24 protein-coding genes and 1 other annotated feature are annotated in these 23693 nt (G+C 43.9%); of the genes, 11 read left to right on the top strand and 13 right to left on the bottom strand.

Annotated elements, in window-relative coordinates:
* Positions 1 to 39: 39 nt before the first annotated feature.
* A complete protein-coding gene (locus ACXAD1_RS03350) occupies positions 40 to 363 on the bottom strand; it encodes a hypothetical protein (protein ID WP_206841747.1) in 324 nt (107 codons plus the stop codon).
* 189 nt (positions 364 to 552) lie between these two features.
* Complete coding sequence (locus ACXAD1_RS03345) at positions 553 to 1317, bottom strand: hypothetical protein (protein ID WP_206841744.1); 765 nt, start codon at positions 1315 to 1317, stop codon at positions 553 to 555.
* A 125-nt stretch (positions 1318 to 1442) separates the two neighbouring features.
* Between ACXAD1_RS03345 and ACXAD1_RS03340 the strand changes: the two genes are divergently transcribed.
* Positions 1443 to 2486 (top strand): lactonase family protein, encoded by a 1044-nt coding sequence (locus ACXAD1_RS03340; RefSeq protein ID WP_206841741.1) that lies wholly within the window; start codon positions 1443 to 1445, stop codon positions 2484 to 2486.
* A 41-nt stretch (positions 2487 to 2527) separates the two neighbouring features.
* Here ACXAD1_RS03340 and ACXAD1_RS03335 read toward each other — a convergent pair whose 3' ends face one another.
* From ACXAD1_RS03335 to ACXAD1_RS03310, 6 genes are all read right to left on the bottom strand, one after another.
* Entirely contained in the window at positions 2528 to 4318 is a 1791-nt protein-coding gene (locus ACXAD1_RS03335) for a methyl-accepting chemotaxis protein (RefSeq protein WP_206841736.1), read from the bottom strand.
* Between the two features lie 140 nt (positions 4319 to 4458).
* Positions 4459 to 5451 (bottom strand): zinc-binding dehydrogenase, encoded by a 993-nt coding sequence (locus tag ACXAD1_RS03330; protein WP_206841734.1) that lies wholly within the window; start codon positions 5449 to 5451, stop codon positions 4459 to 4461.
* A gap of 78 nt (positions 5452 to 5529) precedes the next feature.
* Positions 5530 to 6777, bottom strand: coding sequence for a tyrosine--tRNA ligase (gene tyrS, locus ACXAD1_RS03325; RefSeq protein WP_206841731.1), 1248 nt, complete (start codon positions 6775 to 6777; stop codon positions 5530 to 5532).
* Between the two features lie 48 nt (positions 6778 to 6825).
* Positions 6826 to 7032 (bottom strand) — a binding site (T-box leader).
* A 139-nt stretch (positions 7033 to 7171) separates the two neighbouring features.
* The gene (gene map, locus ACXAD1_RS03320; protein WP_206841727.1) at positions 7172 to 7912 is read right to left on the bottom strand and encodes a type I methionyl aminopeptidase; all 741 of its coding nucleotides are present in this window, start codon (positions 7910 to 7912) and stop codon (positions 7172 to 7174) included.
* A gap of 135 nt (positions 7913 to 8047) precedes the next feature.
* Entirely contained in the window at positions 8048 to 8695 is a 648-nt protein-coding gene (locus ACXAD1_RS03315) for an NUDIX hydrolase (RefSeq protein ID WP_206841717.1), read from the bottom strand.
* Positions 8696 to 9517: a DUF2268 domain-containing putative Zn-dependent protease gene (locus ACXAD1_RS03310; protein ID WP_474909472.1), complete on the bottom strand. Its 822-nt coding sequence runs from the start codon at positions 9515 to 9517 to the stop codon at positions 8696 to 8698. It lies immediately after the preceding gene.
* A gap of 263 nt (positions 9518 to 9780) precedes the next feature.
* Between ACXAD1_RS03310 and ACXAD1_RS03305 the strand changes: the two genes are divergently transcribed.
* The 5 genes from ACXAD1_RS03305 (at position 9781) to ACXAD1_RS03285 (ending at position 15227) form a co-directional block, all read left to right on the top strand.
* Complete coding sequence (locus ACXAD1_RS03305; RefSeq protein WP_370224125.1) at positions 9781 to 11550, top strand: LytS/YhcK type 5TM receptor domain-containing protein; 1770 nt, start codon at positions 9781 to 9783, stop codon at positions 11548 to 11550.
* Positions 11519 to 12250, top strand: coding sequence for a LytR/AlgR family response regulator transcription factor (locus ACXAD1_RS03300; protein ID WP_206841712.1), 732 nt, complete (start codon positions 11519 to 11521; stop codon positions 12248 to 12250). Before ACXAD1_RS03305 ends, ACXAD1_RS03300 begins: the two co-directional genes overlap by 32 nt.
* Positions 12251 to 12651: 401 nt before the next feature.
* Positions 12652 to 14103 carry a carbon starvation CstA family protein gene (locus ACXAD1_RS03295; protein WP_474909471.1) on the top strand — a complete coding sequence of 484 codons (1452 nt, stop codon included), beginning with the start codon at positions 12652 to 12654 and terminating at the stop codon, positions 14101 to 14103.
* A complete protein-coding gene (locus ACXAD1_RS03290; protein WP_474909470.1) occupies positions 14103 to 14249 on the top strand; it encodes a hypothetical protein in 147 nt (48 codons plus the stop codon). The genes ACXAD1_RS03295 and ACXAD1_RS03290 overlap by 1 nt, the downstream gene beginning before the upstream one ends.
* A gap of 57 nt (positions 14250 to 14306) precedes the next feature.
* Complete coding sequence (locus tag ACXAD1_RS03285) at positions 14307 to 15227, top strand: ketopantoate reductase family protein (RefSeq protein WP_474909469.1); 921 nt, start codon at positions 14307 to 14309, stop codon at positions 15225 to 15227.
* A gap of 42 nt (positions 15228 to 15269) precedes the next feature.
* On the opposite strand, the gene ACXAD1_RS03280 is transcribed toward ACXAD1_RS03285, so the two are convergent.
* Positions 15270 to 17105, bottom strand: coding sequence for a M6 family metalloprotease domain-containing protein (locus tag ACXAD1_RS03280; RefSeq protein WP_474909468.1), 1836 nt, complete (start codon positions 17103 to 17105; stop codon positions 15270 to 15272).
* A 210-nt stretch (positions 17106 to 17315) separates the two neighbouring features.
* Here ACXAD1_RS03280 and ACXAD1_RS03275 point away from each other — a divergent pair, with 210 nt between their 5' ends.
* Genes ACXAD1_RS03275 through ACXAD1_RS03265 form a run of 3 tightly spaced genes read left to right on the top strand, consistent with a single transcriptional unit; the run spans position 17316 to position 19000 of the window.
* Positions 17316 to 17504, top strand: coding sequence for a hypothetical protein (locus ACXAD1_RS03275; protein WP_206841697.1), 189 nt, complete (start codon positions 17316 to 17318; stop codon positions 17502 to 17504).
* The gene (locus ACXAD1_RS03270) at positions 17504 to 17698 is read left to right on the top strand and encodes a YwbE family protein (protein ID WP_009335037.1); all 195 of its coding nucleotides are present in this window, start codon (positions 17504 to 17506) and stop codon (positions 17696 to 17698) included. The genes ACXAD1_RS03275 and ACXAD1_RS03270 overlap by 1 nt, the downstream gene beginning before the upstream one ends.
* Before the next feature lie 48 nt (positions 17699 to 17746).
* The gene (locus ACXAD1_RS03265) at positions 17747 to 19000 is read left to right on the top strand and encodes an ATP-binding protein (protein ID WP_370224134.1); all 1254 of its coding nucleotides are present in this window, start codon (positions 17747 to 17749) and stop codon (positions 18998 to 19000) included.
* A gap of 40 nt (positions 19001 to 19040) precedes the next feature.
* On the opposite strand, the gene ACXAD1_RS03260 is transcribed toward ACXAD1_RS03265, so the two are convergent.
* Both ACXAD1_RS03260 and ACXAD1_RS03255 read right to left on the bottom strand, forming a co-directional pair.
* Positions 19041 to 19649: an exonuclease domain-containing protein gene (locus ACXAD1_RS03260; protein ID WP_370224135.1), complete on the bottom strand. Its 609-nt coding sequence runs from the start codon at positions 19647 to 19649 to the stop codon at positions 19041 to 19043.
* 70 nt (positions 19650 to 19719) lie between these two features.
* Positions 19720 to 19944, bottom strand: a complete 225-nt coding sequence (locus ACXAD1_RS03255; protein ID WP_370224136.1) for a hypothetical protein — start codon at positions 19942 to 19944, stop codon at positions 19720 to 19722.
* Between the two features lie 101 nt (positions 19945 to 20045).
* On the opposite strand from ACXAD1_RS03255, the gene ACXAD1_RS03250 reads away from it, so the two are divergent.
* A complete protein-coding gene (locus tag ACXAD1_RS03250; protein WP_474909467.1) occupies positions 20046 to 20768 on the top strand; it encodes a DUF3784 domain-containing protein in 723 nt (240 codons plus the stop codon).
* Positions 20769 to 20872: 104 nt separating this feature from the next.
* Complete coding sequence (locus tag ACXAD1_RS03245) at positions 20873 to 21829, top strand: calcium/sodium antiporter (protein WP_206841654.1); 957 nt, start codon at positions 20873 to 20875, stop codon at positions 21827 to 21829.
* A gap of 35 nt (positions 21830 to 21864) precedes the next feature.
* Here ACXAD1_RS03245 and ACXAD1_RS03240 read toward each other — a convergent pair whose 3' ends face one another.
* Both ACXAD1_RS03240 and ACXAD1_RS03235 read right to left on the bottom strand, forming a co-directional pair.
* Positions 21865 to 23088: an MFS transporter gene (locus tag ACXAD1_RS03240; protein WP_474909466.1), complete on the bottom strand. Its 1224-nt coding sequence runs from the start codon at positions 23086 to 23088 to the stop codon at positions 21865 to 21867.
* A 96-nt stretch (positions 23089 to 23184) separates the two neighbouring features.
* On the bottom strand, positions 23185 to 23649 hold the full coding sequence (locus tag ACXAD1_RS03235) for a DinB family protein (protein WP_206841623.1): 465 nt from the start codon (positions 23647 to 23649) through the stop codon (positions 23185 to 23187).
* Positions 23650 to 23693 lie beyond the last annotated feature (44 nt).

Genomic DNA, 23693 nt, shown 5'->3' with positions numbered 1-23693 from the left:
TTCAAAATGACAGAATGGGAAATAAATAGGAGGAAATCCTTAAGAGGAAAAGTCATTACGTATGATTTTAAAGGCATCCTCATACTCTTCTTCCCTTATATCGCTGATAAGCAGGGATTCAAACTTTTTGTAAAGCTCCCGGATATTGGGATCGCTGTTGATCAGAGGCAGTTTGTTTTGATAGTCTTCTTCCGACTCAAAAAAACTGATTTCTGTCCACTTTGTCTCATCTTTTATGTTTTTTAACATTTTGGTCTGAACATCGATGTAATTCCGGTAGATTTGACCAGCTTTCCGCTGGATCACCATCAGTTCCTGTTCGTTTTCCGGGCGGATATGATATTGATAGAGTTTTATGTACATGGCAGCTCCTTTGGTTGCTGTCGTTAGGGGCGAAAATTGGGATGTTATGAGCGATTTTTGTATTTATGGGCGAAATTCCTATTTTATGAGCGATTTTTTTGTGTTTATGAGCGAAATCCCCATTTTATAAGCGAATCCGGGTTTTGAGAGACATTCAGAAAAAAGCGATTCTCAGCCCGCAGCAGTTTTTCAATCTCCCAGTTTTTTGTAGAAGCCCAATGCTTCTATTAAAAACTCAATATCATACCCTGTCTTTTCATGAATCCGGGCTGCCCATTCTTCAATAGTATCCGCAGGTGCGTCATGATACAGGCCTTCTGTAGTACTGAGAAAGCTTTTCCAATTATAAAATTCCCAGTGGGCGGTTTCGTTTTTATAGGGAATCCGCTGTTCCAGCAATGCCTTTGGATAAATAGTGTGTTGAGACCGTTCAGCTGCTTTCAGGAAACTGTTCATGTCTGCTGTATCCGTATCATAACTCTGCCGCGATATTTTTCCGTTCGGGCGGTGATAGGCAATTTCCAGCTGTCCGTCTTCAAATGAGACCTGAACATCTGCCGCCGGAAAAAATCCGCTTACTTTTTCCGGCGTAAAGTCTCTTGCCTCTGGATCAATCAATATGGGCTGCAGCCATTGATCACCCAGATCGCATAGATAGCGGCGCCCCTCTTCATCCACTGCCACCACTGCCGCATGGGCAGAAGGCGTTTTCAATTCGTGGCCAACCGGATAGGCCTCGATTCCAGCCTCCTTAAATTCATGCAGGAGCCAGATCGCCAGGTCAAAACAGTTTCCGGTAATACCATATTGGGCACGGTGCTCCTTCATTAAGGAAACATCCCGCTGCTTTTTAATTCCTGCTTTATCGTAAAACCATGCTTTTGTCAGGGTCTCCATCGGAAAACAGTCAAACCTTTTCCAAATCGACAATATTGAATGGGGTGCGTTCAACATGATCATCCTCTCATATCTATACCTTTTTACTATTCTTTTTCGATTGTAAAATTCCTCTTCCTTTTGTTTGAACTGTGATGTATGATAGAGTATTTTCAGAAGAACGCATTTAAAGGAGGCTTCATATGGCCAAGTACAGAGGATACATAGGGACATACACAAAGGGTGAAAGTGAAGGGATTTATACATTTATTCTGGATACAGAAGCAGGCAAAATTTCCGATGTGAAATCGGCAGCGAAATTGAGTAATCCCACTTATTTAACGATCAGCCGGAATAATCAATTTTTATTCTCGGTAGCCAAGGAAGGCGAATCCGGCGGAGTAGCTGCGTATCGCCTGGAAAGCAGCAGCGGTTCACTTGAGAAGATCAACAGCCAGGTGGCAGAAGGCTCTCCTCCTTGCCATGTCAGTGTGGATTCATCCGTACGTTATGTCTTCAGTGCAAACTACCATAAAGGGACAGTAGAGTCTTACTTAACAAATAAAGATGGCTCTCTAAACCCTGCAATTTCAGTTATTGAACATAGCGGATCCGGTCCTGACAGCAGGCAGGAAAAGCCGCATACTCATTATTCCGGACTTACTCCGGACGAAATGTATTTAATTGCAGTTGACCTGGGAACGGACCAGGTAATTACGTATGAAATGAATGAAGGGATTCTGAAGGAAAAAAGCACCCTGACTGTAAAGCCGGGAAGCGGTCCGAGACACCTTGTGTTCCATCCAAATCGAAAGTACGCTTATGTGATGACCGAGTTTAGCTCTGAGGTTCTTTTGCTTCAATATCATCAGGATGGAAGCTTAGTTCAAAAGCAGGCTATTTCCACTCTACCGGAAGGTTTTACGGAGAATAACCAGGGAAGTGCCATTCATATTTCTTCAGACGGGCGCTTCATTTATGCCGGCAACCGCGGGCACGACAGCATTGCTGTGTTCTCCGTCAATCAGGATAATGGCGAGCTTGCGTTTGTGGACCATACCTCCACAGAAGGAAACTGGCCGCGCGACTTTGTGCTTGATCCAACCGAAAAATTTGTGATTGGCTCCAACCAAAATTCGAGCAATATTGTTTTGTATTCCCGTGATGATAATACCGGGAAGCTTTCATTGCTTCAATCTGATGTTATGGTTCCGGATCCGGTTTGTGTGAAGTTTTTACACTCATAAGATAATGAAGAGAAAGAGCCTGTATGAGCGCTCTTTCTTTTTTATATTTTAAACTTCAACGCTTTTTCGTGAAGCTCCTGTGCCATGTCAGCAAGTACGCCTGTTGCGGAAGATACCTCTTCAATGGCAGCGCTCTGCTCTTCCGTTGCACTTGCAACCTCCTGAGTGTGCGATGCTGCCTGAACGGCATATTCATCTACCGCGTTAAAGGAGGTCGACAGCTGGCTGGTGCTGTGCTGAATCTTTTTAATTGAACCTGAAACAAGCTCCATTTGTCCATACGTTTCTTTTACAGCAGCGGAAATCTCCTCAAAAGAATTCCAGGCCTCACTAAAAAGAGTAATTCCTTCTTTTACAGTTCCTTCCCCTTTTGAAATAGACTCAACGGCGATTTTGGTTCGATCCTGGATATCAAGAATGAGAGATGAGATTTGTTTTGCTGATGTACTTGATTGTTCTGCGAGTTTTCGGACTTCATCAGCTACAACCGCAAATCCTTTTCCATGCTCTCCAGCCCTGGCAGCCTCGATTGCAGCATTAAGAGCAAGCAAGTTGGTCTGATCTGCAATCTGACTGATGATTGAAAGAATCTTTTCAATCTCTGCGGACTTTTCATCCAGCCTATGAATAATGCTTCCAGTCTCATCCGTGTTTTGGCTGATTATTTCCATCTGCTTTATGGCACGATTAACGATCAGCATGCCGTCTTCTGACTTTGCAGCAGTATATTCAGAAGCCTGGGCTACTTTTCCGGCCATAGAAGAAATTTCTCTGACATCTTCTGTAATTTGGCTGATATGTTCCCGGGATTCGACAACTTTTCCAACTTGCCCTTCAGTCCCTTCTGATACTTCCTGGATGGAACCGGCAATCTGGTCTGTGGCCTTCGCTGCTTCGTCAGCATTAGCATTCAGCTGTTCCGCAGAGGCTGCCACCTGCTGAGAGGTATCCATCACATTGGTAATTAACTCTTTTAAGTGCTCTGTCATTTCATTGTAGCTTGATACAAGCTTTCCGAGTTCATCCTTCTGGGAAGAATGGAGCTTCTCGCCAGAAAGGTCACCCTGTGCCAGTCTATACATGCCTGACTGTATTTTTCCAAGCCTTTTATTGAAATCTTTCATAAAGAAATAAACAATCAGCAGGCCTGCGAGCACAGATACAGCAGCAATGACTAATGACTTATTCAAAAAATCCGCCCTTATCAGCAGTGCAAGCTTATGCATATCAAAATCAAGTCCTGCCACTCCAGCGATATTCCCATCTTCGTCTTTAAAAGCTTTTGCTAATGTAATAGTGGATTTGCCGGTTCCTGTATCAATATAAGGCTCTGTCCAGACCATCTTCCCATCAGCCAGCTTGGCACTTAAATACCAGTCACGCTGCCTCGGATCAAACTTCCTTAGATCAACCTCAGCCGGCGGGATGTTAGAGAGATAAAATTCTCCCTCATCCTCTGTTGCAAAATATAGATTTAAGGTGTTCTCGTAATTTTCTGCCCTGCTGCTCAGATATGTTTCATAGAATAGGGTTTTCAATGGATCGTTGGCAGCAGGCATATTTGTAATTTCTTTTTCCATTGTATTTGGGAATGAGTATGTATCTGACTCCATTTCTTCCGATTCTGTCAAAGCTGTAAGGAATTGCTCATAATCTGCAAAAATGTTTTTAAAATCAGGATTGATTTCTTCCAATGAGTTCTTGGGGATGATAGCATATTCAAGTACTTGAGTCTGCTGATAGGATAAAAAACCGATGATCATAAGCGGAACTAATAAAAGAAGGATCATAATCAGGCTCATTTTAAATCTTAAAGTTTGATAAAATTTCATATTAGCCCTCCAAAAGTCGAAACATGTAGAATTTAAGTCTATTTTACCATCTCAAAAGATCTATAACAATTAATTTTTTGAACATTCTTAAAATTTTATTGCTATAATAAAAAACACCTCATTGCTGAGGTGTCTGTGTTTTAGCTGATATTAAAAGCAATCTTCCCCCATTGCTCCGCGTTTGCGATTTTATCAAAAGCCTGTTCGTATTGTTCCAGATGAAATGCCTGATCCAATACCGGCCTGATTTGATGTTTTTCAATAAAATGGAGCATTTCATGGTATTCCTCTGCACTGCCCATTGTTGAGCCAAGCAGATTTTGCTGGGCATAAAAGAGGCTGCGGAGATTAAGTTCCAGCACATCGCCTGTGGAGGAGCCAAATGTAACGATGGTACCGCCATTGCGCAGGATTTCGATCGACTTATTGAATGTTGCCGGGCCAACTGATTCAATGACAAGATCCACTTTTTCCACGCCAAGAACTGCCGTCCAATCTTCACTGCTGTTCAGTGCTTTATCCGCACCGAGTTCAAGCGCTCTCTGACATTTTTCCTCCGAACGGGAAGCTGCGTAAACGGTTGCTCCCGCTGCTTTTGCGAATTGCATTAAAAAGGTGGCCACTCCTCCTCCAATACCGGGAATGAACACTTTCATTCCTGACTGAATCTTTCCTCTTGTGAACAAAGCCCTGTAGGCGGTTAGTGCTGCCAGGGATAGGACGCCCGCTTCCTCCCAGGTTAAATAGGACGGCTTGGGTGCAGCGTTTTCAGCCGGAATGGTAATATATTCGGCGAATGTGCCATGAAACGGCAAGCCGACAATTTCAAAGCCTGACGGCGGTGCATCACTCTTTTCCTTCCAGCCCAGCCCGGGATTGATGATGACTTCATCACCTGGCTTCACGTCTGTAACGCCGTTTCCGACTGCGTCTATGATTCCCGCTCCGTCTGACCCGATGACAAGCGCGGGATCCTCAGGCTTGTGGCGGTTCAGGACAAATAAATCACGATGGTTCAACCCTGCCGTTTTTAATTTCACTCTCACCTCCCCGGCACACGGCTCGGGCTTTTCCAGTTCACCATAAGATAATCCGGCACTTCCTGCTTTTCCTTCATGAATGATCGCTTTCATTTCCTCCACCTGCTTTTCTTTAAAAATTTCGTCTATTCTATCATATCTTGAAATGGACGGGAGAAAAAAGCGATCTGCCTAGTTCAGCTTTAGTTTCACAAATTTTCTTTTTCCTGCCTGAAGAACTAATCCGTCTGTGATTTTCACGAGCATCTGAACATTGCTGACTTTCTCACCGTTTAAACGGATGCCGCCATTGGCAATCATTTTTCTCGCTTCCGTTTTGGAGGAAAGCAGACCGAGGCCGGCAAGAAGGTCTGTTATGAGGACTTCACCTTCACCCTTCCATTCGGCTTCAGGTATGTCATCCGGCATGGCTCCCTTTTGGTAAATAGTTTTGAAGTGCAGTTCGGCTTTATCGGCTGCACCTGTGCCGTGGTACATGCGGACGATTGTTCTCCCTAAAAGCATTTTGGCGTCACGCGGGTGCAGAGCGCCGTTTTCAAGACCAGTTTCGATTTGCTGTTTTTCTTTTACTGGCAGATCTGTTGCGAGATTGAAGTATTTTGCGATCAGCTCATCCGGGATGGACATGGTTTTGCCATACATATTCTTGGGATCCTCATCCACACCAATGTAATTGTTTTTTGATTTAGACATTTTCTCTTTCCCATCCAGGCCTTCAAGGAGCGGCATCAGAATGACCACCTGCTTTTCTTTTTGGAAATGCTCCTGCAGCTGGCGTCCCATCAGGACATTAAAGTGCTGATCATTGCCCCCAAGCTCAATATCGCTTTCAAGAGCTACCGAGTCATAGCCCTGCATCAGCGGGTAGAAAAATTCATGAAGCGAGATTGGTTTTCCTGTGGCCAGGCGCTCTGAAAAATCGTTGCGTTCCAGAAGGCGGGCAACTGTTATGCTGGCAGACAGGCGGATAACGTCTTCGAGCTGGAGGTCCGTTAGCCATGCTGAATTGTAATGAAGATCAACTTTATCCATGTCCAGCACTTTGCTGAATTGCTCGAAGTATGTTTTGGCGTTATGCTTCACCTCTTCATCGGTAAGCTGGTTTCGGGCTGCCGATTTGCCTGTCGGGTCGCCAATTTTTCCGGTAAAATCGCCAATAATCAGCTGGATGATATGACCGTTGTCCTGGAACTGTTTTAATTTATTCAGCACAACCGTATGGCCAATGTGGACATCCGGCGCAGAAGGATCTAGCCCAAGCTTAATTTTTAAAGGCTGATTTTGAAAAATGGATTTGGCTATTTTATTCTTTAGCTCCGCTTCTGGCAGAATCTCCTGGACGCCATTGCGGTAAACCTCCAGCTGCCTCTCTGTTTCGAGTGTTTGCTTGGCTGTTAATTTTTCAAAAAAATTCTCCATGATCCCCATCCTTTCCGTTATTGGAATACAAAAAACCACGCCCCTAAAGAAAGGGACGTGGCTAACGCGGTACCACCCTTATTGAAGATTGCTCTTCCACTCAGCGGATTAACGGTCCGTGCCGTTCCCTGCTACTTTGTTCACAGAGAAAGTTCAAGAAGGTAATTCACTGTTATCTTTGTGCTGATTTTCACCAGGCATCAGCTCTCTAAAACAGGGAGATAAACAGCTACTTGTTTCTGTCATTACTTTAAAATTTGAAATTTTTTTCATTTTAGCGGAATGGAGGGAATTGTTCAAGTGTTTTTTAGTGAGAACAATAAATGAAGTTTAGAGGTACTTTAACCTTAATACTAGATAAAAACCAGGAACATGCAATGTCCCTGGTCCATGGTTATTTGGTTAAGATAATCGGTCCTTCTTTTGTGATGACAACGGTATGTTCACATTGGGCGACATGACTTTTGCTAGGTGTAACGAATGTCCAGCCGTCGCTCATTTCCCTTACTTCTTCATCTCCGCTTGAGATAAAAGGCTCGAAGGCGACAACCATGCCTTCTTTTAGCAGCTGTTTATCCCATGGATCAAAGTAGTTCAGGATATGGTCCGGCTTTTCATGAAGGGAGCGGCCGACACCGTGTCCAGTCAGATTCATGATAACGTTGAATCCATTGTTTTTGGCAACTTTATGAACTGTCTTTCCGACAAGGCTCAGCTTGCCGCCCGGCTTTAATTTTTTCAGTCCTTCATCGAATGCTTCCTGAGCCGCATCACATAATTTTTGCAGCTTCTCGTCTTCACCAACAACAAATGATAGGCCTGTGTCTGCGAAGTAGCCATCCTTTGATCCTGAAACATCAATATTTACAAGATCGCCTTCATTAATCACTCGGCTTCCCGGAATGCCATGAGCCACTTCTTCATTCACGCTTATGCATGTGAAGCCTGGAAAATCGTATTCTCCTTTAGGGCCTGAAATCGCTCCATGCTTTTCAAAAAGCTCCCCGGCTAAGTCATCAAGCTCCTTGGTTGTTACTCCAGGCTTTGTTTTTTCAATCATCGCATCGCGAATCTCGGCGACAATTCTGCCGATTTCCTTCAGTTTAGCTAATTCTTCCTCATTTTTTACGATCATACAGAATCCTGCCTTTTCTTTAGTTGTTATTTCTCTATTATAATCTAAATGTGGCGCTCTTAATAAGATTTCGCATTTTCTCTTGCTAAAAACCTTAATTTAGTTTGTTTTTAAAATTATATGTTCCAAACACATTCATTTGTGCAAGGGAAACGGCCTCCATTGCATTATTTGCTCACGCATCGAATGCAGCACACGCTTATAATAGTAATCCTGATGCGGGACAAAGTCCCCTTTCCTCACAGTTATAGAGCCGGGGATTCTTACGCCATTGCCGACCTGGAATCCTTCTGCCTCAGAGAGTTCCTTTCCGCCAAACCACAGTTCATAAAAGTCTTCCAGGGCAATCCGGTAAATACCCGTAACCTCCTCTGGCTGCAGGCTGAACTCCTCTAATGAATGATTGCTGTAATAAAGGAACACATGGGCCAATTCCTTGTCGATAAAATTTTCTTTTTCCGCGATATAATCAATGACGCCCAGTGGCACCAGGTCAGCAAAATCAACATGAATCCCCAGTTCTTCCTCCACTTCCCGTATGCCGTCCATGACAGATTCATGGCTTAAGAGATGGCCAGCGGCAGTTATGTCCAAAAGGCCAGGATAATCCTTCTTCTCATTGCTGCGGTATTGAAAGTAAATATAAACCTGATCTTTTTCCCTGCTGACAAACCAGCAATGGAATGTTTCGTGCCAGCAGCCTCTTTTATGGACCTCATCACGAGATGCCACACCGATTTGTTTTCTGTTTTCATCAAATATACTCAGAAGTTCTGTCTCCAATTAAATGGCCTCCTTGATTATATAGCTATTGAAAATTTCATGCGGGTCTGCGTGATATAAATTCCGATACCTCGTAATTTTCTCCTGCTCTGCATAATGCCTTACCATTTTATAAGCAAATGAATAGCCGGCAAATACCGGGATGCCCATCTCTTTATTGCCAAAACAGATTTTGCTTTTTAAAACGTCGTCTGCTGTATTCAGATTTTGCCGGGCAATTTCTATATACTTCTGCTCGATTTCCTCAGTAAATTCTTTCTTCCACCAGCGTTTATCCTTATAAAGTGAAAGACTGAAATACTCAGCGCTCCCCTCCATTTTATACCAATCCGCAAGGGTAAAGGTTTCCAATGTAAGACTGTAGATCGGATTTTCAGGGGAGGCATGGTGGAGCTCATGGGCAAGCATATATTTTAAATAGTCGGGGTCAGGGTGAGGCGGAATAGCAAGAATGATGGTATCTGGACCTATTGTGTAGCCATTTGTCCACAGTGATTGATCGAAGTTTTGAAACCATGGGAACGGAAGTGCAGGCACGATTGTTATGGTTAGGCTTTCGAAGTGAAGATGCCTCTCAGCTTCTTTGCACGTTTCTTCAACGATTGCTTCTATTTCCTTAGGATACCAGCTGTATTTAAGAGCCTCTGCTTCTGGCAAAGCTGAAAATTTAAAGAGCTGAAATCTTTTGGCCAGCTGTTCCCAATCCTGCATCCACGATTTCCTTCCGATCAAGGGACTGATCTGAGATTGAAGGAAGCCCTTTATGCTGAGCCGTTTTACAATTAGTTCTTCAGGTGTAATTTGATTGAGGGTGTATTTCATAGAAATTCCTCCTTATTAATTAGAGGTGAGCAGAAGGGATGATATTCCTTCTAGATTCACTGCATATTCGATCATTTTATCAGCTCCCTTTTATATCAGAAAGACCCATTCAAAAATCCTCCTACCCCTTTAATACAATAAATTTTCGACAAAAATGCTGGAAAAGCCTGTACATTTTTTTGAAAAATTCAAACGGGTCATTTTTCATTTTCTCTTTAATCTATTAAAATAATGATAACAACTTGGTTAAAGGTGGCCTGCGGATGCTGGAATTGCTGATTACGATGCTGGAGCGGCTTGGAATCATTGTCACCATTGCGCTGATTCTGACAAGGTTCCGCTTTTTCAGAGAGATGATTTATGGCGAAAGATTAAAACGGCAGCAGGAGTATAAAGCCATTCTTTTTTTCGGTTTTTTTGGCATCATTGGAACGTATTCCGGGCTGGCCTTCAATACGGACACACTGCAGTTTAACCGCTGGGCATCCGAGCTTGCTTCAGATGAAGCCATTGCCAATTCCAGGGTGATCGGGGTCGTGCTCGCGGGATTGCTTGGAGGCCCTAAAGTAGGAATTGGCGCAGGGCTTATAGCAGGATTCCACCGATTTACACTTGGCGGCTTTACCGGGATTGCCTGCGGGCTGGCGTCCATAGTGGCAGGGTTGCTTGCCGGCTTTTTCCGCCGAAAAAATGAACATGTGAAGCTATCCTCAGCCTTCTTTATTGGTGCTACGGCAGAAGCTGTGCAGATGCTGATTATTCTTGGAATTTCACGTCCTATAGAAAAAGCGATTGCGCTTGTCGAAATGATTGGGATTCCCATGATTATAGCAAATGGACTTGGCAGTGCCCTATTTTTGCTGATCATAAAAAATGTTATTAACGAAGAAGAAAAAGCAGGTGCTTTTCATGCACAGAAAACGCTTAGGATCGCTGACCAGACGCTTGCCCATCTTCGGGAAGGCATTAATCATACGTCCGCTCTGGCAGTCTGCCTGATACTGCATAAGGAACTTCAGATGAAAGCAGTTGCAATCACCAATCACACCGAAATCCTTGCACATGTCGGCCTGGGAAATGACCACCACCGTTCAGGAAGCCCGATCCAGACTCAGATCACACGGGATGTCATTCAGCACGGGGAAATTGTGGTTGCCAATGACCAGACCATTCACTGCCGGCAGGAAAACTGCCCTCTTGGCGCAGCCATTGTCGCTCCTTTAAAGCTTCGCGGCGAAACGATCGGAACTCTGAAATTTTACTTCACTTCTGAAAAAGAAATGACTAATCTCGTGATGGAGCTGATCTCAGGGCTAAGTGTACTGCTCAGCAATCAGCTTGAGATCGCAGAGGCTGATAAAGCCTACCAGCTGGCAAAAGAAGCTGAAATTAAAGCGCTGCAAGCGCAAATATCACCGCACTTTTTATTTAATTCATTAAATACGATTATCTCCCTTGTGCGGATTGAGCCTGCCCAGGCACGGAAATTGCTCGTATCCTTATCACATTTTCTGCGGCAAAACCTGACGGCCACGACAGTCAGCTGCACGAGCCTTGAACAGGAGCTCAGACATGTAAAGGCCTATCTGTCAATTGAAGAAACCCGGTTTGTGGATCGGCTCGAAGTCATATACGACATTGATGAGGATGCTCTTTTGGAAAGAATTCCGCCGCTCACACTGCAGCCGATTGTGGAAAATGCCGTTAAGCATGGGATTAAGAACAAGGAACAGAACTGTATCATTATGATCAAAATTCAGAAACAGGACGGAATGACGATAGTAAAAGTGAAGGATAATGGACAGGGAATGAGCCGGGAAAGAGCCGAACAGCTCGGCAAGGAAACCCTGCAGTCAGAATCGGGCTCCGGACTTGCATTGTACAATGTAAACCGCCGGCTGACTATGATGTTTGGTGAGGAAGCTTCGCTGCAAATTTCCAGTACACCAGGCATCGGCACTGACATTCAATTCGCCATTCCGCAAACGGAGGAAAAAACTGATGGAAAAAACGATCCGAACCTTAATCGCTGATGACGAACGATACAGCAGAGATGAATTAAAGCATTTACTCGAGGAATTTCCTGCTATCCAGGTTGTCGGCGAAGCTGAATCGGGCGAAGCGGCCGTAATGAAAGCCATCCAGCTTCAGCCGGACGTCGTTTTCCTTGATGTGGAGATGCCCAAAATGAACGGGATGGAAGCTGCCCAATCTCTGCAGGAACTGAAAAAAGTGCCGCTCATCATCTTTGCAACTGCCTACCCGCAGTTTGCTGCTGAAGCCTTCCGCTATGAAGCAACTGATTATTTACTGAAGCCATACGACGAGGAACAGCTGGAACAGACCATCAGGCGCGTGGAAAAATTGATTGGCGCAAAAAAGGAAAGTGACATCAGCAAGCCGGCCGGTAAGCTGGCTGTTGAAGAGGATGGAGAAATTCTATACCTCGAGCCAAAAGAAATCCTTTATATCTACCGGGATGAAAAAGTATCCAGGATCATAACCAGGACCGGGGAGCATGAAACCAAAACCCCGCTTAAAGATTTGGAAAGCCGGCTGCTTCCCTTTTCTTTTTTCAGAATTCACAAAAGTTACCTGGTGAATCTGGATTACGTAACACGACTCACTCCCTGGTTCAACGGTGCATACCAGCTAGAGATGGATGGCCGGGAGGAGCTTCTGTCTGTTAGCAGGAATTATGTGAAGGCACTGCGGGTACGATTGGAATTGTGAAAAGCATCGGGAACGGTGCTTTTTGTGTTTTGCGGGGGTTCAAGTTTGAGGTGATTGCGCTTTGCTTGGCGGGGATTGCGCCGAGCTGGATGAGGATTGCGCTTTCCCGCTAGGTTTTGAGCCGTTATTATCATTAATTGCTCTTTCCTTGAGTGGAATTGCGCTGCTTCAATGCTTAATTCCGCTTTCAGCGATTTTTTGCGCAAAATACCAGTTTAACTGCGCTCCCCTGCCCTGCTCCCGAATATAATGAATTTTCTATACACTCCCACCCTTCGATGCATGTTAATCCCCCATCACTGCATTTTAATCGTTGTTTTTTACATGTTGGACACAAATTGTTCATATATCCTCCACTTCTTATATAATTTATGTAAACGCATTCATAAAGGGGGATAATGATGATTACTTTTTTAGTCTGTATTGCACTTTTAATTATTGGTTATTTTACGTACGGCAAGTTTGTTGAAAAAGTTTTCGGTGTGAAGGAGGCACGGACGACTCCGGCCTACACTCATGCTGACGGTGTGGACTATATCGCTATGAGCACACCAAAGAACTCGTTGATTCAGCTCTTGAATATTGCTGGTACTGGTCCGATTTTCGGCCCGATTATGGGAGCGCTTTACGGTCCTGTAGCCTTTATCTGGATCGTGGTCGGCTGTATTTTTGCCGGTGCCGTTCATGATTATTTAACAGGAATGATTTCAATCCGCAACCGCGGCGCGCATTTGCCTGAGCTTGCGAGCAAGTTCCTCGGGAAAGTCATGAAGCATGTTGTGAACGCTTTCGCTGTTCTTCTTCTGTTATTGGTTGGTACAGTGTTTGTTACAACTCCGGCTGATCTGCTTTATGTGGTAATGGATCAGAAAATCTCACTAACTCTAATCATTGCTGCAATTTTCATTTATTATATTTTAGCGACTTTGCTGCCTGTTGATAAAATCATCGGACGCCTTTATCCGTACTTTGGTGCTTTGCTTCTGATCAGTGCTTTTGGTGTTGGAATTGGTTTAGTTGCAACCGGAGCTGATATTCCGGAAATTTCTCTGGAGAATTTCCATCCGGCTAACGCACCTATTTTCCCATTGCTGTTTTTCACGATCACTTGCGGTGCACTTTCCGGTTTCCATGCAACACAGACACCGATTATTTCCCGTACAACTCAGAATGAAAACCAGGGACGTAAAATCTTCTATGGCATGATGATTGCAGAAGGTGTCATCGCCATGATCTGGGCTGCTGCTGCAATGAGCTTATTCGATGGCTATAACGGATTAAGTGATTTCCTTGCTAACGGAGGTCCTGGTGCAGTTGTCAGCGAAGCTTCCACAATGATGCTTGGGGCAATCGGCGGAACGCTTGCCATTCTTGGTGTAGTTGTACTTCCAATCACTTCCGGAGATACGGCTTTCCGGAGTGCACGTATGATTATTGCTGATTATATTAACTTTGCACAGAAGAAACTCTCAAGCCGCCTAATGATCGCTTTGCCTTTATTTGCACTCTCATTGGCACTTACGCAAATCGACTTTAACATCCTATGGAGATACTTCAGCTGGGCTAACCAATCAACTGCGGTTATTGCGCTGTTTGTCGGTGCGATGTATTTGTACATTGCGAAGAAAAACTACTGGATTTCCCTTATCCCGGGTACATTCATGCTGTTAATGGTCTTAACTTATATCTTTAACGCACAAATCGGTTTCGGTTTATCGATGAATGCTTCCTGGATTGGCGGAGCCATTGGTACTGTCATTCTTGTGGCACTGTTCTTCTCCGCTGCTAAAAAGGCCCGGGCGAATAACCTGCCGCTTGAAGAAGATATTTCCGGCTGGAAGAAATCCGCATAATGGGCTGCTGCAGTCCAAACTACCGTGAAACGGTAAATGAGGAAGAGAATAAAGTAAATGAAAAAGGCAAAGATTCTCTTCCTCTTCCTGCCAAATTGATTTTTGGTTTAATATTTGTAATCGGGTTATTCTTCTATTTAACTTAGCAAAGGTGCACGTACATGCGTGCACTTTTCCATTTAACCAAAGGAGGCACAATAAAAATGAGATTATTAGTTGTCGGAGCCGGCGCCATTGGCGGCTATTTTGGCGGAAGGCTTTTGGAAAAAGGCGAGGATGTTACTTTTCTGGTAAGAGAAAAAAGAAAGCAGCAGCTTGAGAAATACGGGCTTCTGGGGGAGAGTGTGCATGGAGATATGACGTTCCCTGAGCCGAAAACGATTCTGGCCGGGGAAAAGGCAGATGCATTCGATGTCATCCTGCTCTCTACAAAAGCCTATCATCTTGAGGGAGCCATAGAGGATATACGTCCATACACAGGCGATAGTACCTTGATTCTTCCTCTCTTAAATGGAATTGCCCACATGGATAAATTGACAGCTGCTTTTGGGGCAGCGAACGTTCTTGGCGGCCTTTGCTTTATTGAAACCACTCTCAGTGAAAATGGGAAAGTGATACAAACAAGCCCGGTCCATGACTTTGTATTTGGGGAACGATCTGGTGAAAAAACGGAGCGGATCCTGAAGCTTTATGAGGCTTTTTCAGGTACAAAAGCAAACTTCCGACTCTCCGAAAATATTGAACAGGAGATGTGGCATAAGTATCTTTTTATCTCCACACTTTCTGGCGTCACCTCCCTATTCCGGTCTCCAATTGGCCCGATCAGAGATCAAACATTCGGATTGAGTTCGGTAAAAGAAGTTTTGAAAGAAGCATCTGCCATAATGAGGGGCTTGGATGCTCCGCTCGCTGTCGGGATTGAAGATGCTCAGGTTCAAAAAATAAAAGAAATGGGCTATGAAATGAAGTCCTCCCTGCAGCGCGATATGGAAAAACAGCAGGCAATCGAAGCTGATCATTTCTTTGGTTATTTGCTGAAAAAAGCAGAGCTGCTTGATTTGGATGCTCCTGTTATCGGTACGATTTATGCTAACTTAAAAGTTTATGAAAAAAATAGTCTTTAAACAAAAATCCGAGCAGGACTCCCTGCTCGGATTTTTAGTCTATTATTTCGTGCTGCTGTTCGTATTATAGAAGAATTTCGCCGTGATGGACCCATCGGCATTTTCTTTAATATCTGTTACATGGATTCCGGAATCAGCTGGCGTTGAGCTATAGCCCTTCCAGAAGTAGTAAGAACCAGTGTGAACATTTCCGGATACAGGTGTGATTTTCCCTCCGGTTTTGAAGAAATCGCCTCCATCACCGCGGTTTAGATTTTTCTCCAGGTCATACTTTCCATCTGCTTGAAGAACAGATAAGCCGTAGTGTGTTACGACTGTACCATCACTTGCTGTTTCAGATTGGTTGTACTGGAAGCGTTTGTTCATCCAATTTTCCACGTTGTTTGGACGGAAGCCAGCAGTCTGGTACAGGTTGATGATGTTCTCATCTACGTGCCATGCCATTAACCCTTTAGAATCTGCCCCCTGGCGAATTAAGCCTTTGTTAAAGCCATCCTGCTGAACGTTTTCAAATAGGAAGTATTCAGTGCCATTAGAGCCCGGCACTTCCATTTTGACGATGCCGTTATCAGCAGTTGCTTTATTGATCGCCGGAAGCGTGATTTCTTGCACGCCCTCTTCAGGCTTCACTTCAATTGGATTTACCCATCCCAAGAATATCTTAGAGAACGGATCAAAGTGCGTTGGAGAGTTTCCGGCATATGCAGCAGCATCCGGATAGCGCATCCAGGAGCCGCCTGCCATCATCGAATAGTTTCCTACACCTTCAGAGCTGTAAACCGTATCATAGAAATCAGGCAATCCCAGCGCATGTCCAAATTCATGGGCGTAAACCCCGGTTTGTGCAGGGAATGGACCCGTTTTTGCTTCTTCTTTGTAGGTATTAGTAGCTGCATCGAAACCGGCAACGTTTCCGCCGATGCCTGGCTGAATGTTGTAGTTATTAACTACTACTCCGTCATAGGTCATATCTTCTGCAACTGTTTTATTAATCCATTCATTTTGAGACATGCCAGCATGTACATCTGCAGGTTTGCCAGTTTCATAGTATTTCCCATAATATAAAGCACTTAGCAGGCTCCACTTATGTGACCAGAACTGTGCCGGGTCACGGCTGAATTCAGCTCCTGTGCCTTCATGGATGACGAAAATGTTAGGCACTTCCCCATTCTCGGCATACTTTGAGAAATCAACCTGCTCGTCTGCCGCTTTCAGCAAGTCGCGGATGAATTCGCCTGTATGGGCATCCCCATTCACATTGCCATTAACGTATGTACCATTTTCAGCATATTTACCTTCCTGATCCAAGTAGTATGAAGCACCTTTAGGCATCTCTACCCATACAAATTTGGTGTTTTCCTTGCGGACCAGGTTGGTTTTTCCATAGCTGGATTCTTTATAAGCGTTTTGCATCGTGCGATCCTTTGGAACATTCTCACCATCATATTTCTGGAATTGAGGAAGCTCATAAGGATTATACTCTGTTCCAAAAATTAAATCCTCATAATACTCAGCTGGAACTTGTCCAGGCATATCACCGACCGGCTCATCCCCATCCGGATACTTTGCGAGAAGAACCAGAACTGGTATATCCCCCGTTGCTTCCTTATACGCAACATGATTGTCACCAGGCTGCTGGAATTTTGCACCTGCCTTGGCTGCTTTCTCAGCCGGATCCACTTTTGACAGATCGATTCCCAATTCCTTCGCCTTTGCCGCAAGCTCCGGCGACGCACCTACATGATGGGCAAGACTGATTTGATGCTTACTTTCCTGCTTGGCCTGAGTATCTGCCGGTCCCGCTCCTGCAAAAACGGCACTTCCTGCTAAAGCAAGGGATAAAGCTGAAGTTGATAGAACTTTTAACAAATGACTCACTCCCCTATAATCTATTTCTGTAATCTAAATAGTATAGAATATTCAGTATTTTCTAAATGGGAATAAGGGATGGTTTGATAGGATTTCTCGTGGTCCAAAAGACTTATTTTTCTGAAAAGTTACAGGTATAAAGATAATTTCTCTGTGAAATTTCCTTTAACTGTTTAATGATTTATAATAGAGGGATCTGTAAATAAAGGAGACTCTAACATGACTCATATAGAAGACAATGAACGAAAAAAAATCAGCCTTAAAGAAGCAATGAAACAGCAGCTTTTGAATAAAAAACAAGAGCAGGCTGGCGGAAAGTTCAATAATACTCCGGTTAAAACGGCGAAAGCAATGAAAAGCCAGCAGACAAAAAAGACCAATAATCAGCGGAAACGGACGGGTGTGTAATGGAAGGGCAGAATCGCGCTGCCATTGCGCCTGGATTAAAAGTAAAAATTGTTCTTAAAAAGGATCAGCGGACAGGTGTGCTGACAGAAGGAATCGTGAAAGACATTTTAACAAAGTCCCCTTCTCATCCGCACGGTATAAAAGTGAGACTCGAAGATGGTCAGGTTGGCCGCGTAAAACAAATATTACGTTAATAGGGACAGATCCCTTTCACTAGAATTGCATATACTGGGAGGAGACTATTGGTTACACTGATCAAGCCTTTACTGGTAAATATTACAATACTTTTTTCGTTTACGTTTAACGGGAATTTGTTTTTTCCATATCAGACAAAGACCCCTCTTACCCTTAAACAAAAATTGATTTACGGACTTCTTGGTTCATTCGGAGCACTTTTGTGCATGTTTTATCCCATTGAAACACTGGGGGAAACCCATTTTGATTTGCGCATGGTCGCCATCATGATCGTGACGCTCTATACGGGATGGCTTCCCGGATCTATAGTGATGCTAAGTACCGTCATTACCCGCTATTTGATAGGCGGCCAGTTTATTTATATTGGGATTTTGGTTTCCATTCTGGCATTTGTGATTACCCTTTCTCTAAGACGAGTGTTTCTTAATTCCAGCCATCGGGTGGTGACTGGTTCATTCATTCTGTTCTTTTATTTTTACTTATATATATCCATCATTGCTACCGCCGTCATTTTTCTGGATACATTCTTTTACCTGACTTACTTCGCGGCATTTTACCTGACATTTATTGCCCTTATCTTTGTAATCGAAAACCTTTTCAGAACGAATAAACAGATCAGTGAAATGATGTATATGGATAAGCTGACAATGGTCGGCCAGCTGGCAGCTTCTATCGCACATGAAATCAGAAATCCTTTATCCACTGTGAGGGGCTTCATTCAATATTTGAGCCAGGATACAGCGGATGAGAGCTTAAAAAAGTTTTCCCCGCTCATTATTGAGGAATTGGATCGTACAAATAGCATTATTACGAACTATTTAAAAGTATCAAAGCCCGAGCAGTTCCATCTGGCTAATGTCCCCCTGCATGACGTGATTCAGGATTGCGTACTGCTCATGAGGCCGCTTGCTTCTTATTCCAATGTGGTGATTGAGTACGCGGATAAAGGACCATTTTATGTGCAGGGAGATGAACACCACCTAAAACAGGCCATCATGAATGTGATCAAGAATGGAATAGAATCAGTTCCTGAAAAAGGAAGGATTCATATTTTCACCTCTGCTGATTATTTTCATAACACGGTTGAAATAACCATTGCAGATAACGGCCGGGGCATGACATCAGAGCAATTAGAGAATATCGGATTGCCTTTTTATACAACAAAGACCAAGGGCACAGGCCTTGGCAGCATGGTTACGAACAAAATCATTCGAGAAATGCACGGAACGATTGAATATGAAAGCGATATTGGCAAGGGAACGACAGTGAAAATCATACTGCCCCTGCTTAAGAGTGAATAAAAAAAGAGTGCCTGTGTGCACTCTTTTGCTGTATTGTCTTTTAGCCAATCCGTCCCTGTACGGCAGGCTGGTATTTTCTCATCGGGCCTTTGGCCAGAACATCACGCATATAGAAATCTCCGGCAGGATTTGTTTGTTTCAGCAGTTCTAAGAGGTATGTAATATCATCCATGGCCCTATGCGTCTGGCTTTCTGCAATCTGGTGGGACTGAAGGAGCGTCAGCAGCTTGCTGTCTGTAAAACCGTATTCCTTCCATGGGACACTTCTCATCGTGCAATACCATTTTAATTCGTTGATGTCTTCAGGATACATCCGGTATAAAAAGCTGCGGTCAAAGGATGCATTATGAGCAAAAACGGAATCGGCATGAAAGAAGTATTTTTTTATTTCAATGTCATCAAAGCATTTTCCGCTGACAGCTTCATAAGGAATCCCGTGGACCCTGAAAGCACGGCTGTAATTGTTTTTGGCTGATTTGCTGATGGGCTCCCGCAGGAATGCAGCTTTATCCTTAATATCAAGGATCTCCCCTGTATCCGAACGGTACGAAAAAAGCTTTAATGCCAGTTCGATGATTTCATCGGAATTTGGTCCAAGGCCTGTTGTCTCCACATCCAGCAGCAATCCCATCTTTTCCTGGTTTCTCATGGCCAGCCTCCTCTATTCATTTTAAATTAAGCATATAATAGAGGAGTGCTGAATGCCAGCGGAACCGCTCCTAGATCTTTTTATCGTTCTTTAAGCGGTCCACATAGTCGGCATGGTAATTCTGATGCATATATTCCCGGTTTTTCATGGAATAGAAATATCCTGTGGAAAGTGACAGAAATGCAAACAAAAAACCTACCCCAAAGCCGAAGGTATGGTAGCCCATGACAATGCTGACAACAGTAGTCAGCAAAAGTGCAAGCAATATATAAAATAAAATATTTTTACTTTTCAAGGATGTTCCTCCCCTTATTTCAAGAAACTTTCTTAATTATTATACCAAATTCGAAACAAAACTGCGGTTTTCTCCGTAAGAATAGTAAGGAGGTTTTTACCATGATCGGACTTGTCATTACACAGATTGCAGTGAGTGCGCTATTCCTGATTCTCGGATGGGCTGTGAGATTCAAAAAGGCTTACTGGCTCATTTCCGGATTTGCATCACGGCCCGATGAAGAAAAGGAAAAATTAATAGAAAACAAATATCCGCAAAAAATCGGCAGCCTGCTCTTCGGCACCGCTATCGGAATGCTGATGCTTGTGCCTCTATCGTTTACCGAATTCAGATTTGGAACCGAAGCGCAATTCGGCTTCATGCTGTTCGTATTGCTTGGCGGACTCATCTACTTATCCAGATATGAAGTGCCGGCCAAAAGAAAACGCAGTTATGTAATCGCCATCATCCTCTCCATCGTAACGCTTGGACCTCTCGTTTATCTAACCGTCTCCAGTCAGAAAGGCTATGAAATGGCAGTAGCAGAGGATTCATTTGAAATCTCCGGGATGTACGGAAATGAATGGACTTATGAAGATATTAAGTCCGTGCAATTATTGGAGGTGATGCCTGAAGTAACCTGGAGACAAAATGGCATCGGCCTCCCTACCCTTTCACAGGGTCATTTTAAAGTGACTGGCTATGGCAGCAGCCTATTATTCATCCAAAAAGACCATATGCCCATTTTGTACATTGAGCTCAAAGATGAGCAGATATTTGTTAACAGCAAAGATGCCGCCGAGACTCAGAGCTGGTATGACGAGCTCAAAAAAGAAGCGGAGTAACAAATGAAGCCGCCTGTGTACATTCCGGTGGCTTTTAGTTGAAGGTTTATAAAATTCATTCCATAATTGGATTAACATAGTAAAAATGGGAGGTGCCTTAAAAAGTGTCATATTTTCTTCTAATCATTGGATTTGCCCTTTTGATAGCAGGGGCAAACTTTTTTGTGGATGGCGCTTCAAAAATTGCCGGATTTCTTAAGATTTCTCCTCTGCTGGTCGGGCTGACAATAGTTGCGTTTGGAACAAGTTCGCCTGAAGCCACAGTCAGCATTCTGGCAGCCCTGGATGGCAGTGCCGATGTGGCTATTGGAAATGTCGTGGGCAGTAATATTTTTAACATCACATTGGTTGTCGGTATTACCGCAATGATTTTCCCCCTGAAAGTGGAAAGCACAACCATCCGCAAGGAGATCCCATTCACATTGCTTGCCACTGTGGCACTTATGGTTTTCATTAGCGATACATATCTGAACTCTATTGGCAGCAATGTGGTTTCACGCAGTGATGGTCTCGTTTTGCTTCTGATTTTTGCTGTATTTATGTACTATTTATTTGAAGTGGCCCGGGAAAGCCGAAGCAGTACAAAGGCTGATCCTATTAAAACAAGCGCAGGCCAATGGACGAAGCAAAGCCTTTTGACGATTGCCGGACTGGCTGCCATTATCTTTGGGGGTGATTTGGTCGTCAGAAGCAGTACAGAGATTGCTTACTCTTTGGGAATGAGTGAGACATTGGTCGGCTTAACGATTGTTGCCATCGGGACTTCTCTGCCTGAACTGGTGACCTCAGTCGCCGCAGCCATAAAAAAAGAGAGTGAGATCGCTCTTGGAAATATTGTAGGGAGCAACATCTTCAACATCCTGTTTGTCCTCGGAGCTTCAGCTGCCATATCGCCGCTTCCTGTAGACCCAAAAATATTCATCGATATTACGATTCTAATTTTAATCACCTTTGTGCTGCTCATCTTCTCAAGAAGCCATTATACCGTAGGAAAATATGAGGGCAGCTTTCTTGCAGCCTCTTACATTATGTATTTGATTTATATCATTATGCGTAATTAATGCCAGCGCCGGTCCGATTGGGCCGGCGTTTTTTTTTAAGCGGAAGTTGTTTCTGAAAAATACTTCTGCTTCCCTGGCTTCAGCAGCTGCCAGCAGACATGAAGTGAAAGGATTAAATTCAGGCCTGCTAAAATAACAATCGTATAGCGAAGCGGAAACAGATCTCCGAGAACCCCGATTCCAAAGAGCAGTATAATCTGCGCCAAGCTTTGGATGACACCGATCACACTGGTCATTCTGCCCATGATTTTCACAGGCACATTATTCTGATAAAAGGTTTGGTATCCCGCACTTGAGAAAGCATTAAAAATGCCGAGTACCGTAAATCCAATGACTACCATCATAAAGGAGTTTGCCAAGGCATAAATCAGATAACCGGCAGCTGTCAAAAGCATGCCAAAGCCCATGAGCTGTTTGATGCTAAGCATTTTTGAAACGATGGTGATAAAGAGAGCTCCCAGCGCAAAGCCAATCCCGCTGATGCTGACAAGCAAACTATAATCCGCTTCTGTCAGCCCCACAACATCCTGGATAAAAACAACCTCCTGAGAATCCATTGCGAGCGAGAACAAGCCGAATGCCAGGAAACACCCGTAGACAGAAATGATAAAAACCTCTTTCCTGCCAAACGTGATGACCTTCTTCCAATCATACCGGAGCGTTTCATAGGCAGATGTTTGTACCGAAGGGTACTTTAAATCTTTATCCATATCCGGAAGCACCCAGATGATGACAGCTGAAAAGACAAAGGAAGCCGCATTTAAAAAGATGGCTGTTTCGATGGTTCCAATCAGAAATAATCCGCCTGCGATGGCTGGCCCCACGATAAAAGCGCCTGAAGTAACAAGACTGTTGATGGAGTTGAACCTTTTTCTGCTTTCAATCGGAACCAGCTTGGCTATATACGTTGCAGAAGCCGGCATAAATAGAGCCTTCGCCATACTGATTAGAAAGAGGACTGCATAAAGGAAGCCAATGCTTCCCAGAAATGGTATCAGAGCTACCCCCATGGCCCTGGCCATGTCCGTCCAAATCATAATGCTCTTTTTATTTTTCCGATCTATCAGGCCTCCGCTCCATGAATTGGTTAAAACGGAAGTGACTGGACCTATGATCCATAATCCTGCAACAGCAGCAGCTGATCCGGTCATGTCATAGACAATCAAATTAATAGCAATCAGGTAAATAAAATCTCCCAGTCTGGATATTCCAATCCCTGTCAGCAGGAAGGACGCCATTTTCCAATTAAATGGTTTCATAGATCACCTTAATACATTTAGATTTTTCCAATTATGAGCATATCAAAAAAATGCACAGAATCGGGACATTTTCTTTTCATTTGCCATTCCCTTTATTTAATTTAATTCCCTTCCAATCAGATTGGCTGATACCGGCTTTAGATTCATCTCTCTTGCCCAGACAGACAGCTGGCCGATATGATGGATTTCATGGGCAATGGCATGGTTCAGGATGTCCCCCTTTTTGTATTGCCCCTCCTCCATCCATGGCGGTGTAACCATTTCATTGAATGGAACAGGCCATTCCTCCTTAAAAAAGCTTTCTAATTCCCTGCGGTATTCCTCAGATAGTGCCATTACTTTTTTCAATTCATCATAGTCCGAAAACAGGGGGTCTTTCACTTCCTTGCCCTGAATAACACAAATCCAGCTGTATTCTACATCCACGATATGAAAAAGGGTTTCCAGAATGCCCCCTGCTCCTCCGGTCCGATTGGCATTCAGCTCTTCGGCTGAAAGCTGGCGGCACCATTCAAACCACTCATCACGCACTTGCCAGTTATAGCGAAATAATGTCAGCAAAATCTCTTACCTCCTTGTTCAGTTACCTATGGAATTTCGTCAGC

This window comes from Cytobacillus sp. ABV4_503 (genome assembly GCF_056158445.1).
Note: the sequence above shows the minus strand (reverse complement) of the source record. Positions and strands in the feature narration are given on the sequence as shown.

What these genes read in the sequence shown, in the direction of transcription:
- ACXAD1_RS03285 (WP_474909469.1), top strand. Translation starts at nt 14,307, where the DNA reads ATGAGATTATTAGTTGTCGGAGCCGGCGCCATTGGCGGCTATTTTGGC.
- ACXAD1_RS03350 (WP_206841747.1), bottom strand. Translation starts at nt 363, where the DNA reads ATGTACATAAAACTCTATCAATATCATATCCGCCCGGAAAACGAACAG.
- ACXAD1_RS03250 (WP_474909467.1), top strand. Translation starts at nt 20,046, where the DNA reads ATGATCGGACTTGTCATTACACAGATTGCAGTGAGTGCGCTATTCCTG.
- ACXAD1_RS03290 (WP_474909470.1), top strand. Translation starts at nt 14,103, where the DNA reads ATGGGCTGCTGCAGTCCAAACTACCGTGAAACGGTAAATGAGGAAGAG.
- ACXAD1_RS03270 (WP_009335037.1), top strand. Translation starts at nt 17,504, where the DNA reads ATGGAAGGGCAGAATCGCGCTGCCATTGCGCCTGGATTAAAAGTAAAA.
- ACXAD1_RS03260 (WP_370224135.1), bottom strand. Translation starts at nt 19,649, where the DNA reads ATGAGAAACCAGGAAAAGATGGGATTGCTGCTGGATGTGGAGACAACA.
- ACXAD1_RS03335 (WP_206841736.1), bottom strand. Translation starts at nt 4,318, where the DNA reads ATGAAATTTTATCAAACTTTAAGATTTAAAATGAGCCTGATTATGATC.
- ACXAD1_RS03305 (WP_370224125.1), top strand. Translation starts at nt 9,781, where the DNA reads ATGCTGGAATTGCTGATTACGATGCTGGAGCGGCTTGGAATCATTGTC.
- ACXAD1_RS03345 (WP_206841744.1), bottom strand. Translation starts at nt 1,317, where the DNA reads ATGTTGAACGCACCCCATTCAATATTGTCGATTTGGAAAAGGTTTGAC.
- ACXAD1_RS03330 (WP_206841734.1), bottom strand. Translation starts at nt 5,451, where the DNA reads ATGAAAGCGATCATTCATGAAGGAAAAGCAGGAAGTGCCGGATTATCT.
- ACXAD1_RS03310 (WP_474909472.1), bottom strand. Translation starts at nt 9,517, where the DNA reads ATGAAATACACCCTCAATCAAATTACACCTGAAGAACTAATTGTAAAA.
- ACXAD1_RS03300 (WP_206841712.1), top strand. Translation starts at nt 11,519, where the DNA reads ATGGAAAAAACGATCCGAACCTTAATCGCTGATGACGAACGATACAGC.
- ACXAD1_RS03240 (WP_474909466.1), bottom strand. Translation starts at nt 23,088, where the DNA reads ATGAAACCATTTAATTGGAAAATGGCGTCCTTCCTGCTGACAGGGATT.
- ACXAD1_RS03340 (WP_206841741.1), top strand. Translation starts at nt 1,443, where the DNA reads ATGGCCAAGTACAGAGGATACATAGGGACATACACAAAGGGTGAAAGT.
- map (WP_206841727.1), bottom strand. Translation starts at nt 7,912, where the DNA reads ATGATCGTAAAAAATGAGGAAGAATTAGCTAAACTGAAGGAAATCGGC.
- ACXAD1_RS03295 (WP_474909471.1), top strand. Translation starts at nt 12,652, where the DNA reads ATGATTACTTTTTTAGTCTGTATTGCACTTTTAATTATTGGTTATTTT.
- tyrS (WP_206841731.1), bottom strand. Translation starts at nt 6,777, where the DNA reads ATGGAGAATTTTTTTGAAAAATTAACAGCCAAGCAAACACTCGAAACA.
- ACXAD1_RS03275 (WP_206841697.1), top strand. Translation starts at nt 17,316, where the DNA reads ATGACTCATATAGAAGACAATGAACGAAAAAAAATCAGCCTTAAAGAA.